16 protein-coding genes are annotated in these 16,513 nt (G+C 34.9%); 3 read left to right on the forward strand and 13 right to left on the reverse strand.

Features of this window, described 5'->3' with window-relative positions:
* Positions 1-1,203 (reverse strand): glycogen synthase, encoded by a 1,203-nt coding sequence (gene glgA, locus KORDIASMS9_RS20945; protein ID WP_114904731.1) that lies wholly within the window; start codon positions 1,201-1,203, stop codon positions 1-3.
* A gap of 210 nt (positions 1,204-1,413) precedes the next feature.
* On the opposite strand from glgA, the gene msrB reads away from it, so the two are divergent.
* On the forward strand, positions 1,414-1,899 hold the full coding sequence (gene msrB / locus KORDIASMS9_RS20950; RefSeq protein WP_114904732.1) for a peptide-methionine (R)-S-oxide reductase MsrB: 486 nt from the start codon (positions 1,414-1,416) through the stop codon (positions 1,897-1,899).
* Between the two features lie 1,120 nt (positions 1,900-3,019).
* On the opposite strand, the gene KORDIASMS9_RS20955 is transcribed toward msrB, so the two are convergent.
* Positions 3,020-3,739: a hypothetical protein gene (locus KORDIASMS9_RS20955; protein WP_114904733.1), complete on the reverse strand. Its 720-nt coding sequence runs from the start codon at positions 3,737-3,739 to the stop codon at positions 3,020-3,022.
* 147 nt (positions 3,740-3,886) lie between these two features.
* Between KORDIASMS9_RS20955 and KORDIASMS9_RS20960 the strand changes: the two genes are divergently transcribed.
* Entirely contained in the window at positions 3,887-4,357 is a 471-nt protein-coding gene (locus KORDIASMS9_RS20960; RefSeq protein ID WP_114904734.1) for a hypothetical protein, read from the forward strand.
* Positions 4,354-4,920, forward strand: coding sequence for a DUF1572 domain-containing protein (locus KORDIASMS9_RS20965; RefSeq protein WP_114904735.1), 567 nt, complete (start codon positions 4,354-4,356; stop codon positions 4,918-4,920). Before KORDIASMS9_RS20960 ends, KORDIASMS9_RS20965 begins: the two co-directional genes overlap by 4 nt.
* Positions 4,921-5,206: 286 nt before the next feature.
* Here the strand turns inward: KORDIASMS9_RS20965 and KORDIASMS9_RS20970 are convergent, their stop codons facing one another.
* The 11 genes from KORDIASMS9_RS20970 to KORDIASMS9_RS21020 all read right to left on the reverse strand — a co-directional run bounded on the left by KORDIASMS9_RS20970 (position 5,207) and on the right by KORDIASMS9_RS21020 (position 16,479).
* Positions 5,207-6,073 carry an SGNH/GDSL hydrolase family protein gene (locus tag KORDIASMS9_RS20970; protein ID WP_114904736.1) on the reverse strand — a complete coding sequence of 289 codons (867 nt, stop codon included), beginning with the start codon at positions 6,071-6,073 and terminating at the stop codon, positions 5,207-5,209.
* A gap of 304 nt (positions 6,074-6,377) precedes the next feature.
* Positions 6,378-8,021: a serine hydrolase gene (locus KORDIASMS9_RS20975; RefSeq protein WP_162820093.1), complete on the reverse strand. Its 1,644-nt coding sequence runs from the start codon at positions 8,019-8,021 to the stop codon at positions 6,378-6,380.
* An 84-nt stretch (positions 8,022-8,105) separates the two neighbouring features.
* A complete protein-coding gene (locus KORDIASMS9_RS20980) occupies positions 8,106-9,299 on the reverse strand; it encodes an AraC family transcriptional regulator (protein ID WP_114904738.1) in 1,194 nt (397 codons plus the stop codon).
* Between the two features lie 27 nt (positions 9,300-9,326).
* Positions 9,327-9,941 (reverse strand): zinc-ribbon domain-containing protein, encoded by a 615-nt coding sequence (locus tag KORDIASMS9_RS20985; protein ID WP_114904739.1) that lies wholly within the window; start codon positions 9,939-9,941, stop codon positions 9,327-9,329.
* 32 nt (positions 9,942-9,973) lie between these two features.
* The gene (locus KORDIASMS9_RS20990) at positions 9,974-10,732 is read right to left on the reverse strand and encodes a hypothetical protein (protein ID WP_114904740.1); all 759 of its coding nucleotides are present in this window, start codon (positions 10,730-10,732) and stop codon (positions 9,974-9,976) included.
* Positions 10,733-10,757: 25 nt separating this feature from the next.
* Positions 10,758-11,105, reverse strand: a complete 348-nt coding sequence (locus tag KORDIASMS9_RS20995; RefSeq protein WP_162820094.1) for a hypothetical protein — start codon at positions 11,103-11,105, stop codon at positions 10,758-10,760.
* 56 nt (positions 11,106-11,161) lie between these two features.
* Entirely contained in the window at positions 11,162-11,785 is a 624-nt protein-coding gene (locus tag KORDIASMS9_RS21000; RefSeq protein ID WP_114904742.1) for a hypothetical protein, read from the reverse strand.
* A 24-nt stretch (positions 11,786-11,809) separates the two neighbouring features.
* Positions 11,810-12,283 (reverse strand): hypothetical protein, encoded by a 474-nt coding sequence (locus KORDIASMS9_RS21005; protein ID WP_114904743.1) that lies wholly within the window; start codon positions 12,281-12,283, stop codon positions 11,810-11,812.
* Positions 12,284-12,336: 53 nt separating this feature from the next.
* A complete protein-coding gene (locus KORDIASMS9_RS21010) occupies positions 12,337-13,290 on the reverse strand; it encodes a hypothetical protein (protein ID WP_162820095.1) in 954 nt (317 codons plus the stop codon).
* Between the two features lie 267 nt (positions 13,291-13,557).
* Positions 13,558-15,513, reverse strand: coding sequence for an OmpA family protein (locus tag KORDIASMS9_RS21015; protein WP_114904745.1), 1,956 nt, complete (start codon positions 15,511-15,513; stop codon positions 13,558-13,560).
* A gap of 21 nt (positions 15,514-15,534) precedes the next feature.
* On the reverse strand, positions 15,535-16,479 hold the full coding sequence (locus KORDIASMS9_RS21020; protein ID WP_114904746.1) for a type IX secretion system membrane protein PorP/SprF: 945 nt from the start codon (positions 16,477-16,479) through the stop codon (positions 15,535-15,537).
* Positions 16,480-16,513 lie beyond the last annotated feature (34 nt).

A 16,513-nucleotide genomic window follows, 5' to 3' on the forward strand; every position in this document is an offset into this window, starting at 1 on the left:
TTATATGATGGATTTATATAGGTTTTCAGTTTGTTTTGCAATGGCTTTCCAGTCAAAAAAGTCTTCTACGCGTTTTCTACCTTCTGTTTCCATGTGGGCTCTAAGTTTGTCATCATTGACCACTTTGTTGATGCCATCCGCTAGATCTTTCGCAAATTTTTCAGGATCCATAGGTTCAAAAGGTGCTGCGTCTTGTTGTTCCACAGAAACGAGAATTCCTGTTTCGTTCGGAATTACGACTTCTTTAATGCCGCCAACAGCACTGGCTACGACTGCCGTTTTACAAGCCATGGCTTCAATATTGATAATACCGAATGGTTCGTAAATGGACGGACAACAAAAAACGGTAGCGTGTGAATATAGTTGAATGATTTCTGGTTTTGGCAACATTTCTTCAATCCAAAACACATTGTCGCGCGTTTCTTTAATTGCTGCCACACTTTCCTGCATTTCTTTCGCGATGTCTTCCGTATCTGGTGCACCCGCACACAATACAATTTGCGTGTCTGCGTCAATATGTTTGATGGCATTTACCAAGTGAATGATTCCTTTTTGACGTGTAATTCGTCCCACAAAAAGCACATACGGTTTTGTTGAATCTATCTTAAATTTTTCAAGGATGCCTTTTTCGGGTGTGAATTGATACTGCTGTAGATTGATTCCGTTGTAAATGACTTGTATCTTTTCTTCATTTACGTTGAAATGTTTCAAGACGTCTACTTTCGTTTCTTCAGAAACGGCAATGATTGCATCGGCCATTTCGATGGCTGTTTTTTCAATCCATGAAGAAGCATCGTATCCGCGACCTAATTGCTCACGTTTCCACGGTCGTAATGGTTCTAGCGAATGCGTCGTAATTACCAACGGCTTTCCGTAACACAATTTCGCCATGATTCCTGCAAATTGCGCATACCATGTATGACAATGTACCACATCAGCATCGATGCCATTGGCATTCATGTGCAAATTGGTTTGCATGGTATTGAAAACTGTTTTCAGCTTTTTATCTGTGTTTTCAAAATCGTTGTGAGTACCTAAAAACCCTGCAATGCTGAGGTTTTCACCTTGGACATCTTGATCGCCAAAACTACGTACCTCAACTTCCATGAGTTGTTTCAATTCATCTGCTAAATATTCTACGTGAACTCCAGCACCTCCATAAACATACGGCGGAAATTCTTTGGTAAAGAACAGTACTTTCATGTGCTATTTTTCCTTTTTCTGGTTGATTTGTGGTAATGACTTTAAAATTAATCAATTAATATGACATAATTGCTATAATTGTGCGACTGTTAACGGAATATTAAAACGAAATCCTTTTCGTAATGATGGGATGTTTGTTACGACAGACTGTTTGTGTAAAAAGCCGTATTTTTACAGTAAAATTGAAAAAAAACGTTTAAACAAGAATAGATGAAAAAGATTTTTTTAGTTGCCTTGATGGGCATGTTATTTAGTTGTACAAGTTCTGCTCAAAAGAAAGCAGACAAAAATACCAAAGAAGAAACATTTAAGGTCACTAAAACCGAAGCAGAATGGAAAAAGCAATTGAGTCCAGAAGCATTTTACGTACTGAGAGAAGCTGGAACCGAACGCGCCTTTACAAGTCCGTTGAATAAAAATTATAAAGCAGGAACCTATCATTGTGCAGGTTGTAATACGCCATTGTTTGAAAGCGAAACTAAGTTTGATTCTGGAACAGGTTGGCCAAGTTTTTATAAAGAGATTGAAGGAAATGTGTCGTTTAGCACCGATTATAAGATTGGCTACGCGCGCACCGAAGAACACTGCGCCACTTGCGGCGGGCATTTAGGACACGTATTTAACGATGGACCAAAACCTACAGGAAAAAGACATTGTATTAATGGTGTGGCGTTGAAGTTTGTACCGGAAAATTAGACGCGCTTTGCTGTTAGACCGCTTCGCTATTGGATATTAGACCGTGCTAACGCACTTATAGACTTGCTTTGCTATTGGTATTTTGGGAAGAAGAATTTCGTATGAAACTTCATTGACACATTTTCAAATTACCAAATTGATATATTGAATTGGATACGCTTTGCTGTTAGACCGCTTCGCTATTGGATATTAGACCGTGCTAACGTACTTATAGACTTGCTTCGCTATTGGTATTTTGGGAAGAAGAATTTCGTATGAAACTTCATTGACACATTTTCAAATTACCAAATTGATACATTGAATTGAATGCGCTTTGCTGTTAGACCGCTTCGCTATTGGATATTAGACCGTGCTAACGCACTTATAGACTTGCTTTGCTATTGGTGTTTTGGGAAGAAGAATTTCGTATGAAACTTCATTGACACATTTTCAAATTACCAAATTGATACATTGAATTGGATGCGCTTTGCTGTTAGACCGCTTCGCTATTGGATATTAGACCGTGCTAACGCACTTTTAGACTTGCTTTGCTATTGGTATTTTGGCAAGATGAATTTTGTATGAAACTTCATTGATACATTTTCAAATTACCAAATTGATACATTGAATTGGATGCGCTATCGCTTTTAGTATATTAGTATCAGCTTCGTATTTTAGTATCGCTGTTAGATGTTAGACCGTGCTAACGCACTTATAGACTTGCTTTGCTATTGGTATTTTGGGAAGAAGAATTTCGTATGAAACTTCATTGACACATTTTCAAATTACCAAATTGATACATTGAATTGAATGCGCTTTGCTGTTAGACCGCTTCGCTATTGGTATTTTGGGAAGAAGAATTTCGTATGAAATTTCATTGATACATTTTCAAATTACCAAATTGATATATTGAATTGGATGCGCTTTGCTGTTAGACCGCTTCGCTATTGGATATTAGACCGTGCTAACGCACTTATAGACTTGCTTTGCTATTGGTATTTTGGGAAAAAGAATTTCGTATGAAACTTCATTGACACATTTTCAAATTACCAAATTGATACATTGAATTGGCTACTAATACCAATCAAAAAATCCTGAATTACGATTGTATAATTCAGGATTTTTTTATGTTTGAAACGCTTTAATTCAATTTGTTATAGATACTTTTCCAAATGTATTTGTTAAAGTTTTTCCCCGAAGCTACACCGTAAAATATGGCAACTGCAATCATTGATTTGAAGTGAAACATAAATAAGATTACAGCGTATGAGGGATTGGGTTCTTTAGAGAAGATGGAATAGGTTAACCAAGTTCCTAAAATACTGATAACTACCGAAAATAATAAAAAGTTGTATTCGTTTCGGATGGGCCAATATTTGAATTTTCTAAAGAAATTTAAGTCATTTCCCCATTTGTGAATTAGGTAATAATATCCATTTCCAATAGGCGCAAATAATAGTGGATCGTCTGCTTCTTTGAGTACAAATAGTTTGGAAGGCGCAATAATTTTAAAGCCACTCAACGTAGTGTTGTGTTGTTTTTCAATGTTGGTAATGGCAGAGATCGCTTCTTCAGGATATTCACCTTTAAAATATTTGGTATCTAAGAAACGTAATCTGTACGTAACACATACTTTTTCTATTTGACTGATGTGAAAGACGGATTGACTGTCTATGTTGTCTATATCAAATTGATTCGTAGTGTTTCCACCTGAAGCATCGTTTAATTTTTGAAGGATTTCTGCTCTTGATTTGTCAACTTGCTGAAAGATATCAGCAATCCAAGCGGTGAGATTTTCTTCGTTGACAGTGTTTGCTCTTTCCTTTAGTAATTCATTCTTTATATCGACATTCGGAAGCATTTTTTCTTTTTATTGTAAAAATAAAAAAAAAACTAAAAAAATTATAATATGTAATTCACGTCACCCTTATCTGGAATTGTTTTAAATAACATTCGTTTTTGTTGATCGATTTAGCTTCGTTTTTGATTTTTTCTGTATCTTGAGTGCATGGAAAAACGCTACTTTGTGTTGAAAAAAGGATACTTGAATGTTGATGAAGATTTTTTCTATTTCAGCGATCATGGAAATTGGGAAACGTGTCAAATTTTAGAAGAAACTGAAGTGCCACGTTTGACATTTTTTTATGTTTCTCACCATATCATTAAAGTGGTGTATACTATTCTTGCCATCGCTTTTGTCTTTCTTCTTTTGAATAATGAAGTTAATTTTTCTGGTGGCATCTTGCTTTTAGGAACGCTGATACACTTTCTTGATTATCGCTATAAAACCCAGTATTTCAAGATTCCGCTTGGTAAAATTCAACAGATTGTACTCAGAGATGAGAAATTGATGGTGGAATTTCTCAATAAGAAAGAGAAGATTATTGAGCATACTGTGAAACTTGATGATTCCAGAGAAACAAAAGATATTCAACAGTATTTAAGTACATATTTTAACCAAAAACTTCATGTTGCATGAGTACTACTATTGCAGTCAATTATTTAGAAAGTACCAAAAAACAATTCGCTTATTATAAAAGTTTGGGCGATAAAACCTTTGCACAATTGAACGATGCTGATATTCACTGGCAAGCCAATGAAGACAGCAATAGTATTTCCATCATCGTAAAACATATTGTAGGGAATATGCTGAGTCGTTGGACCAATTTCCTCACGGAAGATGGCGAAAAGGAATGGCGACATCGCGATGCTGAATTTGAAGCTACGTATAAAACCAAAGCTGAAATGATGGCTGCATGGGAAAAAGGCTGGCAATGTTTGTTTACTGCGATCCATCCATTGCAAGCGGACGATGTTTCACGCATTATTTACATTCGAAATCAAGGACACACGGTTTTGGAAGCTATTACGCGGCAATTGTGTCATTATCCGTATCATATTGGGCAGTTGGTATATGTTGCCAAGTTGATTCGTTCTGATGAATGGACTTCGTTGTCTATCCCGAAAGGTCAATCTTCAACATATAATAAAGATAAATTTAGTAAAGAAAAAAGTAAGAAGCATTTTACGGATGATGTGTAGATGCGGTTTGCTTTTAGATGTATTAGAACCGTCCTTGCGAGGAGCATAGCGACGTGGCAATCTGTTTCTAAGCTAAAATTAATTTTGTTTAAAATTCTTGTCATTCCGTACTTTTATACTGAGTTTAACAAAGTATGATACGGAATCTTACGCATTGTTATGGGACGCTGAATCACACTTGGAATCCGCTCAATGTAAAAGTTCAACTTGACGCAAGATTGTTTGCTATTTCTCTATTTATTGATTTTTCAAACTGACACATCTTCACTTTCTCAAATTAAAGAAGCTACACAATTAAATGCCTAAAGACTTTTACAGGATCTTCTTGAATGACTTCCGTTATTTTTTCGTGATAGATGTTCGCAATTTTTCGGTAGCCCGAATTTTTCAAATGAATTTCGTTGTCCCACTGCGAATCTTCTGGGAATTCTCCACGCAAGTCTATGTGATGAAAGTTTTCGTATTGTGCATCCAATCCAATGAGCATTTCATTAAATTCGTCTACTAAGTATTTGATAATGGCTTCATGATCTTCTTTTCGTGTGATGTTTTTCATACCAAACGAAGGCAACAACCACGGACCTTTGATGTTTCTAAAGATAAAATTATAGCCTTTTCCGTTGACTTTTGCATAATCGTAGCCATCCATTAAAATGTTACAATCGACATTGGTCGTACGCACCGATTTGATAAAAAATTCCACCGCCGTTTTCATTTCTTGCAAACGCGCTTGAAATATTTCTGTATTGATCAAACTTGCAGGTCTGGATACTTCGTGGTTTAAATAGCCTAGAATTTCACTTCCCACAATATCGTTGCCACCTGCGCTAAAGAGTACAATTTTAGGTTTGTGTTTTCGAATGGAATTCAACGTTTTTTGCAGCGAAATTGCACCTTCATTTTGTACCGAACTGCGGCGGCGCTTGATTTCCGTTCCGTACACCATATTTTCGAGCGTATCGCCCGCTTTGGCATATTTATCAATGGCATAGCCTTTTTTGATGAGATAGTCAATAATATCTTTTCGCAACGGATAGGCAAACCACGAATCGCCTTCCGCTACAATCGTTAATTCTTTTGGATACGCTGTTTTGAGTCTTTTTTGAGCAATCCGTATTTGATCGCGCTTAAAATTTTTGAGTTGTTGAGACATGCTAATATTTTTTTGGAACTCTTTTTAAAGGTAAGATTTTTTTTTAAAAAAGGAGTTACAGTTTTTCTCAATCGCTATTGTACTTGTTGTTTTTTTGAGTTGAATTGCTGGAAGTTTGCTGACTTTTTGTTGATTTCTATTATTTCTTACAGCATATAATACCAATTAAACTATAAAATTGGTATAAACACTGTACAGTAAATGAATATACATCATTTTCCATACAGTGTTTTTTGAATTTAGCAATGAATCGGTTTTAATGGATACACATGATTAGTCTGCGTAATAATTTATCTGTATTTTGCTACTTTCGCACAAAGCGCAAATTTTCTATACGTCCTGTAGAAACGAGTATTTCATTGATGTTTCCTTTTTTATCAGTTGTAAACGACAGATTGTAGTCATCTACTAACATTTCATTATCATATATCAAGAGCCCTTTCATTTTTTCCGCTCCTAGCGTCACTTCATAATTTTCCTTCCCAAGATTTTTGATGGTAAACGAAACATTGATTTCATCATTTAAGAAAGAACCGTTGAGCGCCGTATAGTCAAATTTACTTAAATCACTTTCAATACGTGTGAGTGTAAATGGTGGAACTGTTGGATAATACGCCGTAATTTGCATGGCGCCTTTTTTATTTTTGGTAAATTCTTGCTTGAAAGGCGCGTCATTCCACTGATGGAAGATATTGTCGTCTTCTCTAACGAGTTCGATATCATTTCTTCCCGATCGAATCATATATAATTTACCTTCACGCTCTTCAAATTTCATAATATACCCACCTTCCGTACGATACGTTCCTAAAATATCCTTAGTGGTTACCTTCGCTCCTACAGCTGCTGGAACAATAGCAAAGGTTTCTTTTTCGCTTGTTTTATTCAACAGGACATCTGCCATTTGCAAGGTGAGCATCATCGGATCAATTTTTCCCGAATTAATGATCGTTACAACTGTGAAATTCCCAGTTTCAAATCGTGCGGTAATGGCTTTCCATGCACCTGTAGAACCGCCGTGAAAACGGTATTTTTCATTTCTATGTTCGCCACGTTCTACACCATAACCGTACTTTTTAATTTTTGAATTTTTGATCAATTGTTGACTTTTTTCTAAGATTTCTTTGGAGAACACATCGCTTTTTTTTGTGTGCAGTATTTTTTCCCAATGCAATTGATCTTCCAATGTAGAAAATAAGTTTCCATCTCCATGTACATTGCACGTCCAATCGTAGGTAGTCCAAGTATTAAAATTGAAATACGGCTTTGCTATTGGACCTTTGATGTTTTCATAATCATCTACAAACGACGTATTCGGCATTCCTAAATCTGTAAACATTTGATCGGTATACGCTACAAAAGTCATTCCTGTTACTTTTTCTACAATTTGCGTCAATATGATGTAATTGGAATTGGTGTATGAATATTTGGTCCCTGGCACAAAGTTAAGTTCGTATTGCTTTTCCAGTAATTCCATCACATCTGCATTGTCAAATTTTTGTTTCCACCAAGTGTATCCTTGCAAACTCCACAATCTATATACACCTCGTATGCCACTAGAATGATTTAATAAATGTTTTATTTTGATTGGATGTTGGATGTTTTTTAAAAGATTTGGCACATACTTGCGAATGTCATCTTCCAAACTGAGTTTGCCTTTTTCTTCTAGGGTTAATATAGCAAAAGCCGTAAATTGTTTTCCGTTAGAAGCGATATTGAATCGTGATGATTTGCCAATTTGAATACTGTCTTTTAAGTTGGCATATCCTGCATATTTGGTATAGATCGTTTTACCATTTTGAACAATTCCTACGGCAATGCCTGGGGCAACTTTTGGAATATCTTGTAGGGCTATTTTGTTGAGTTGGGTGCGTTGTGCTTTCGTTAATTTTTGTCCAAATGCGAACAGAGAAGTTAAAAAGAAAGCTAAGAAGATTATTTTACATTTCATAAGTATATTATTTGCGTTTTTTGATATTACAAATGTGCGCATCTTCTATATACAAAGCGCGCCAAATCGTGATTTGACACTTTTTTAGGAGTCTTTTTTGCTAAAATATTCTTTCGGAGTTTGTTGTGTGTGCTTTTTAAAAGCTCTGTTAAATGTTGATTTTGAGTTAAATCCAGATTCTAGCGCGATTCCCAACAAGGTTTTAATGTTATTTTCGTTGGCTTCTACTTTTTTTATGACTTCTTTCGTTCTGTACGTATTTACAAAGTCGTTAAAGTTCATTTTGAAACCTTTGTTGATGATATTTGACACTTTTTTTGGATGTGTATTGAGCTTTGAAGCAACATCAAATAGTGTCAAGCTTGGATTGGCAAACAATTGTTCTTCTGTCATGAATTGTTCTAGTTGTTGCTGCAATATTTTGTCTTCTTCTGTAATGCTGACTTGTGTTTTTTCTGAATTTTCAGCAGGCTTTTCTTGATGATCCGCTTCCGCGAGAAAGTCCATCGTTGTATTCGAATCTAATTTGGGTAAAAACTGAAGATTTATTTTGATGCTATGTACGTATCCGCTCAAAGCGATGTAATAGAACAAAATTGAAAACGCGAGATAATACCAGTACTTCCTTCCAAAATTTGCCCATTCAGGATTGATGATAAAAAATAAGGCACGAATGAGCAATAATCCTAAGAATGCAATGAGAAACCGTTGAATCCACACGTGCAAAATGGAATCGGCAAAACTTACCGTTTCATAGGTTTTCTTTTTGTATTTCGCATATAATTTTAACGATTCAAACAAGTAAAACACCAACATCACAAAACCTGCAATTTGATACCACGCGGAGAAATCCTTATCGCGTTGGTCTGCGTAAAAGTAATATTCATCTAAAATTAGAGTATCTGTCACCCAAACCATCAAACTATATATTGCATACATGATGGCAGGTACAAAGTGAAGCCAATCTTTTCTTTTAAAACGAAAGCAAGGATTCAACGAACTTTTTACATAAAAATATAAGAATGGTGGCAATAAAAATAGTTGTTGAAATGGTACAAAGAATAAAATTTCCCGATACGTATCTATGCCATACCAACCTGCATATCCTAACATGAAAGGTGCAATATACATCGTACATAAAAAGATAAACGCAGCCAGCCAAAAACTCGATTTGTGTCCGTTGCGAATGCCTTTGTACAGCAATAACAACGTAAATATGATTCCATGAACAAAGAATATTAATAAGGTAGAACTTTTAAACCCGAAACCGAAGTGCATGTGTAATTGTATTGTTTTTTTGTGTGGTTAGTGTAGGTACTCTTGGAATTTTTTCATCCTAAAAATAATTAGAAAAATGATTGCAGGAATAATTAATAAAATTATAATAGCGTTTGCCAATTCACTTCCACCCTTTTCTTGATATAATGATACGGACAAAAATATAGCAACTATTACATAAATGATTTGACTTATAAAATAGAGCTGTAATCCTTTTTTTCGTTTTAGCATCATGAGTATAATTGCAATGAAGGTTGTTAATGAAACAATTGACATAACAACAGTAAGTACCACATAGACTGATGAGGCAAACTTAAATAACGTTCCAAAAAACAAATAGACAATTGTAGAACTAATCATATACAAAGGTCCTATAAATCCTAACAAAAAAAGAAATATATACAAAGGTGGTATGCGTTTTCTAGCGCTTCTAGGAATGTTTGTGGCTTCCGCTGTTTGCTGAACAGTTTCGGTTTGCTGAACAGTTTCGGTTTGTTGAACAGTTTCGGTTTGTTGAACAGTTTCAGTTTCCTGAACGTTTTCTGGCTCTACAATTTCTTTGATGATTTGTTTTTCACCACATTCACGACAAAACTTAGCGTCGTTTGCGATAGAATGTCCGCATGCTGTACAGTATTTCATGTATGATTTTTTTTCAATATAGTTAATAAAAATTAAAATACATCGGGAAGATTGCGTTCATAACGTGTTAAATAGTCTTTTCTATTGAGTTTTAAGATTTCTAAGAGTTGCGCTTTGGTAATGTCTACATTCGTGAGATCAATTGTTTGTACGCCTTCGTTGATCGTCCCAAGAATAAGTTGAAAATAACCTTTTTCATCTCCAGATCTGTATAATACACGATAGTCGACGATGTCATGCCAAAAAAATCGCTTTTCGCGTATGGTAACACCGAATTCGTCTGTGGTAAGAAGTATTTTTTTGGGAGTATAATAATCTATCATCAATCGTATAAGAAGAAAAATAAATGCTAAAACTGCTAAAAAATTAGACAACACTTTATAAAAATACGTTTCAGCATTAAAGCCTATTGATAAAAGTATGATAAAACCTAAAAAACTTAGTATCGTCCAAACACTTCCTTCTCTAGACGTTTTAATTTTGAGTCCGTGTGTGTTTTCTTTTGAATGATAGTTTGCTTTATATGGATAATTTGGTTTGAAGTAGTATTGCTTTTTAATATACTTTAGCAAGTAGTTTTTTTTAACAAGCGTTACAATTTCATTCTGAATATCTATTTGAATGCCTTCTAGTGCTTCAAAATCTAGTTGCATCGAAGGACATTCGTTTTCAAAATTGGCAATCGCTTTTGTCAGCACGCAGGTAATTCCTTTAGAATTGTCATAATCGCGATAATGGCAAATTTTACAATATGCCAAATGGTGATTTCTTTTGTTTAAATTCTGTTGCATGTTACATCATCATTTAAAAAGTATGTTACCTAATCAACAAAAATAAGATTGCTGTAATTCCTCTAAACTCCATGGAGTTTCTTAATTTATCAATTTTAAGTACTTGTGTGTATATAAATAGCAATACAGGATATGTAAATAGCGAAAGCCAAAAATACCATTGAGACTTCCCTGGATTATCGGAAAATATAAACTGTAAGTTGACAATGTCACGAAACATAAAGCACATCAGCAAAAAAGCAACAATATATACGCTTCCCAAAATTAATATAGCTACACAAATTTTTCGATCTATCGTAACTATTTTTGGTTTTACGGCATCTGCAAGTTTTAAAGCAATGATTCCTAAAGAATACCAAAAAAATCCACGCATGAGTATGTTTTCGAAAATGTGGATTGTGTATTCTAAGAATTCGTACATACAGGTGTTTATTTTCTAAATTTTGAACTGAATAAAGCGTCTTGCATGATCCTTTTATCTTTTTCGTTGTTGTAATTTAGGATGACATTAAACGCAACACCATTGATCAATTTTCTGTAATACAATTGGTTGAGTATGACTTCTCCATCCGATCCATAAATGACAAATCCTATTCTTTCAAAATCGAGTCCATCAATACGTTCTGTAATTGTTGCCATAGAATCTACGTTGATTCCTTTACTTTTATAAGTGTCATAAAGTATGGATTTAAGATTTGCTGAGCTTTCCTTCCATTCGCCTTCATAGGTTTCTTTGAAAGATTCTGAATTTGACAGAAATATATTGTACTTATCTTTTTTAAAAGCTATCAAATCTTTTACGCTGGAATCATCTACATCCATATCATGCACATCTTTAAAAACTTTTTTTCCTTTTTGTGAATAGTCGTCTTTTTGTGATTTGGTAATGATTTCCCAGCCTTTGGGCACTTTGAGCTGCCAACCAATTTCTTTGCTTACGTATAGTTGATCTTTATAGTTTCCTTCGTCAAATTGCTTATTCGGATCTACTTCTTTGCAAGCATTGACACTGACACAAATACAGAGAAAGAAAAGGATTTTTTTGAATTGCATTGTTTGTATGTGTAGATGTGTGGATTATTTCGTTAAATAATTTCTGATATCTTTTGACCAATATAAGAACAAGAAAATTGCCGCAGGTAATACGACGAGTAAAGTCCAGCTTGTAGAGTAATATTCTGTTTCCGTTGGAATACGAGTTAGAATAAATAGCAAAATAAAAATTGCTTGACATACGGAGTATATATACAATCCCATCTTCTTTTTTGACAACATCATAATGGCGCCAATCATCGTACCCACACAGGTAGCTGCATATAAATAGTACATAAAATCTCCCATACCAAAATACGAGGAAATGGAATCATACAGAAGTGATTTTCCCATAGAAAATAAAGATCCGATAATGGTAAAAATGACAAGAATTGTTAAAATAGTTGGTGCGCCTCTTCTTTCTACAAATACGACTTCTTTTCTTTGATCGGAATCCTCAATAGGTTGGAATTTAATATTGTTTGAAGTGTCTTTTTGAGGCTCTAAAGAATTATTCATAGTATACGTTTTATCGTGTTATGTTGATTTTTTGTTTTTATTACAGGAATTTACTATTCCCAATAGGTGATTTCGCGAATGTTTTCCTCTTTTTTTTCAAATTTGTGTGGTGGTGACCACGCTTTTTCGGTTACAATTTGTTTGATCCAATTCCCGTTTGCATCATATTCATATACATACGTTTCTTCCGTTGTAAAGTCTAGTCTCATTTCATAAGATTCATACACAGGAAAGTGCTTTTCATTGTATTTAATAATTTTAATGTTGTATTGCTCGCCCGATTTTTGAGTATCGTATTTTTTCTCTTCAACTACAAGACCTCCTCTGTAGGTATATTCAGTATGATGATATGCATCGGTTTCCTTAATCAATCGCCCAAAAGTGTCATATTTACATCTTCTAACGGTATCATTTGCAGAAAAATTGTACGCTGCTATTTTACGTATTAGTTGACTGTCATGCCTGTATTGATTGATATAAGTAAATGTTGAGGTTTTACCTTTTGAATCAATCCGTACTTTTTTTATGATCAAGTCATTAGTATCGTAATACCGCATTTCAGTATATTGCAACTCACGGTTTAAGTATTTTTTAAAAGTGCGCATTCTTTTCTCTTTATCGTACGCCACGCGTTCTTCTCTTTCAGTATACGTGTTGCCAGAGTGATAATCAACACTTTTCTTAAAAGTTTTAATTAATTCTTTATCTTCTCCATAAGTGTAATACACACCATTGGTAAAGTCGTTACCATAGAAATAATTTTCATCTTTTAAAAGAAATCCATCCTTGGAAAATTCTTGTGCTTTTCTTTGCCACAGCGTTTTCTCTTCGTTAGAATTATCATTTATTTTTTTTGGAAACATCAAAACTACTTTTTTTACTTTCCCAAACAAATCATACCGTTGCAAATCGTTTTCAAAGTCAAGATCTCCAACATTTTCTTTGGGATTTTTGAAACAACTTATCAAAAATAAAGTCACTAAAAAATAAGAGAATAATCGGTACAATGCTGAATAGTTTTGGTTATCGGTTTTGTTGTATTTGAAATTTTATAGTTTGAAAGATATAAACTATTTGTAGAAAAACAAGGATGGAACAGTGTTTTTTGCGTCGTTTCATTGTAAATGTAAATGCCATTAGCTAAATAAGCTGCAGTACTATTTTTAATTCACATTAGTATGTTCCATAAAACACAAAGCCCTAAAGCGAAAGAGACTTTAGGGCTAAAATAGAGAAGTATTTTAGTTAAAAAATTACTACGTACTCGAATCGTTTTAATTTTCAATAATTATAAACTCACTTCGTCTATTCAATTGATGTTCGTATTCAGCGCATGGGACGCCGTTACTACATCTATTTACGTGCCTCGTTTCTCCGTAGCCTCTGCCCTTGAGTCTACTTTCACTAATACCATTGGTTAGTAAGAATTCTATAGTTGATTTGGCACGTCTGTTTGATAAATCCATATTATAATCGTCGTCTGCTCTACTATCGGTATGTGAACGTACATCAATTTTCATCGTTGGATATAATTTCATGACTGCTATTACTTTGCGTAATTCTATTTCTGCATCCGCTCGGATATAGTCTTTGTCTAAGTCAAAATAGATCGGATTGAGTCCGAGTATTTTTACTAAATCAGCACCTACAGGAGCCACAATAGGTTTTTCCATCGTGTTCCCTGTTTTGAGGAATAGCGTCTTTTTTAGGGTTTTATTGAGTTCATTAGTGGTTCCGAATGATTTTTCGGCAGTTCCGTAATTTTCTTTTGCGGCTCTTATGGCATATAGTGTGTTGCAATCTAAAGGAAACTCAAAACTTCCATCATCTTTGGCAAAGGTTTGAGCAATCATATTATTGTCATTGTCTAACAATAGTACTTTTGCATTCGAAATTGGATTGTTAGTTTGTTCATCCAACACAACACCTTTAAGCGTTTGTGCACATTTTGAAATGATTTTTTCTGTACGCACAAAGCTGTAAATATCATCATTGCCCATACCACCTTCACGATTAGACGCAACATATCCTGCGCCTGAAATTTCATTGATGATAAAGGTAAAATCATCCTCTGGACTGTTGATGGGGCGCCCCAAGTTAAAAACTTCCCTGTAGTCATTTGCCCTGTCAATTGTTGACACAAAAACATCTAACCCGCCCAGGCCAACATGTCCATCGGATGAAAAATATAGTGTATTGTTTTTACTGATAAAAGGAAAGGTTTCTCTTCCTTCTGTATTGATGGTTTCTCCTAAGTTTGTAGGTTTGCCAAATTCCGTTCCTTTAATGGCTACTTTGTATAGATCTGATTGTCCTTTTCCGCCTGGCATATCAGAAGCAAAGTATAATGTTTTTTCATCAGTGCTCAACGCTGGATGCGCTACTGAATATTGATCACTGTTAAAGGGTAATTCTGTAACGTTCCATTTGTTATTTTTACGTATGGCTCGATAAAGTTTTAAACGGTTTGTACCTTCCTCGTCTTCTTTGTATTCTTTGTTGGTATAATTGTTTCGTGTGAAATAGAATGTGTTTCCATCTTTGGTAAATACTGCTGTAGATTCGTGATATATAGAATTGATGACCTTCGGCATTTTTTCAAGGGTAGTTGCTGCATCTTCTGAAACAACACTTACTTGATACAAGTCTAAAAAAGGTTGTTCATTCCAATCGTGAATTCTTTTGGTAGCGCCACGATTTGATCTGTTGGACGCAAAAACCAATCTGTTTTGATAAAACGAAGGTGCAAAGTCTGACAGCTCGGAATTAAACCCTGCTTTTTCAAGCTTGAAACGTCCAGATTGTTGTTCTATTTCTTGCAAATAATTGCGCTCATTCACAAATAGTTTTGCTCTGTAATCTTCGCCTTTAGTTTCATAAAATTTTTCCATAATCGCATCAGAAGCTGTGTATTGTTCTGTACTTTTTAACGAAAGTGCATATCTGTATAAATATTCGGCATTTACCTCTTCAGAAAAATTATATAAAGCTCCGTACCATTTTGCCGCATTTTCATAATCTGCTATGAAATAATACGAATCTCCCAAACGCGCATATAATTCTGTTGATTGATATCCTTCTTCTGCTACTTTTAAATACGCTTCACGCGCATCTATAAAGGCATATTTGTCATACTCACTATTTCCTTTTTTGATATTTTTTTCTTGTGCGTTAACCGCTATAATTCCAACGATTAAGAAAGCTATGATTGTATATACTCTGTGTCTCATGTGTAACTTTTTTTGGTTGGATTAAAAGAATCTTGGTGATACCATACGTTTGTTTCTCTTGAAAAGTTCATACCGAAGAAAGACCTCGTACGAACCGTCATTGAATTGCTGTAATTGCGTAGTTTCTCTGTCATACGCAAACCCAATCATAAACTGATCTGATAATTGAAATCCTACCATGGCGCTGAGTGCCGCGCTCCATCTGTAAGCAGCTCCAAGCGTGAGTTTGTCATAGATAAGAAAGTTAGCAGACACATCTACCTGTAAAGGTGCACCTGATACAAGTTTTACCAATCCTGCAGGTTTAAATTTTACTTCACTAGACAGTTCAAATATATAGCCTGTCATGAGGTAATAATTAACTCGTTCTACTGCTGTTGCACTAGAATTGTTACTATTGGGCGCGTCATCAAAGTGTTCTGTTTCAAGTATGTTTGGCACGCTCAATCCTAAGTAGAATTTTGGGGTATGATAATACAATCCCACTCCAAATTGTGGAGAAAAGCGCCTGTCTATATTTATAAAAGCATCAGGATCTCCTGGATTAAATGGTCCTGTATTCAGTCGATTTGAATCAATGTCTAATAAGTGTGCTCCTGCTTTTATTCCTAGTGCCAATCGTCCTTGTGTTCCCACATCTAACGTATAGCTGAAATCAATATCAATGTAACTTTCTTTGGCAATAAATATTTCGTCATTGGTTATGTTCAAACCTAATCCGACACGCTTTCCTACGGGTGAGTGCATGGATGCCGTAAACGTTCTTGGTGCGCCATCTAGTCCTACCCACTGTGATCTGTATAATCCTAGAAAACTAAACACATCTCTTGATCCAGCATACGCAGGGTTGATACTCAGCGTATTGTACATGTATTGTGTATACTGTGCATCTTGCTGAGCTGTTGTATGATTAGAGAACAACACTAAAACCAGTAAAGCTATAATGGTTACATAATTTTTTTTCATAAGTGTATGTATTATACCTATCAGAGCTTTCACT

The sequence above is a fragment of the Kordia sp. SMS9 genome (assembly GCF_003352465.1).
GTDB lineage: Bacteria > Bacteroidota > Bacteroidia > Flavobacteriales > Flavobacteriaceae > Kordia.

What these genes read in the sequence shown, in the direction of transcription:
- KORDIASMS9_RS20960 (WP_114904734.1), top strand. Translation starts at nt 3,887, where the DNA reads ATGGAAAAACGCTACTTTGTGTTGAAAAAAGGATACTTGAATGTTGAT.
- KORDIASMS9_RS20980 (WP_114904738.1), bottom strand. Translation starts at nt 9,299, where the DNA reads ATGCACTTCGGTTTCGGGTTTAAAAGTTCTACCTTATTAATATTCTTT.
- KORDIASMS9_RS20955 (WP_114904733.1), bottom strand. Translation starts at nt 3,739, where the DNA reads ATGCTTCCGAATGTCGATATAAAGAATGAATTACTAAAGGAAAGAGCA.
- msrB (WP_114904732.1), top strand. Translation starts at nt 1,414, where the DNA reads ATGAAAAAGATTTTTTTAGTTGCCTTGATGGGCATGTTATTTAGTTGT.
- KORDIASMS9_RS20975 (WP_162820093.1), bottom strand. Translation starts at nt 8,021, where the DNA reads ATGAAATGTAAAATAATCTTCTTAGCTTTCTTTTTAACTTCTCTGTTC.
- KORDIASMS9_RS21005 (WP_114904743.1), bottom strand. Translation starts at nt 12,283, where the DNA reads ATGAATAATTCTTTAGAGCCTCAAAAAGACACTTCAAACAATATTAAA.
- KORDIASMS9_RS20985 (WP_114904739.1), bottom strand. Translation starts at nt 9,941, where the DNA reads ATGAAATACTGTACAGCATGCGGACATTCTATCGCAAACGACGCTAAG.
- KORDIASMS9_RS21020 (WP_114904746.1), bottom strand. Translation starts at nt 16,479, where the DNA reads ATGAAAAAAAATTATGTAACCATTATAGCTTTACTGGTTTTAGTGTTG.
- KORDIASMS9_RS20990 (WP_114904740.1), bottom strand. Translation starts at nt 10,732, where the DNA reads ATGCAACAGAATTTAAACAAAAGAAATCACCATTTGGCATATTGTAAA.
- KORDIASMS9_RS20970 (WP_114904736.1), bottom strand. Translation starts at nt 6,073, where the DNA reads ATGTCTCAACAACTCAAAAATTTTAAGCGCGATCAAATACGGATTGCT.
- KORDIASMS9_RS21015 (WP_114904745.1), bottom strand. Translation starts at nt 15,513, where the DNA reads ATGAGACACAGAGTATATACAATCATAGCTTTCTTAATCGTTGGAATT.
- KORDIASMS9_RS21000 (WP_114904742.1), bottom strand. Translation starts at nt 11,785, where the DNA reads ATGCAATTCAAAAAAATCCTTTTCTTTCTCTGTATTTGTGTCAGTGTC.
- KORDIASMS9_RS20995 (WP_162820094.1), bottom strand. Translation starts at nt 11,105, where the DNA reads ATGCGTGGATTTTTTTGGTATTCTTTAGGAATCATTGCTTTAAAACTT.
- KORDIASMS9_RS20965 (WP_114904735.1), top strand. Translation starts at nt 4,354, where the DNA reads ATGAGTACTACTATTGCAGTCAATTATTTAGAAAGTACCAAAAAACAA.
- glgA (WP_114904731.1), bottom strand. Translation starts at nt 1,203, where the DNA reads ATGAAAGTACTGTTCTTTACCAAAGAATTTCCGCCGTATGTTTATGGA.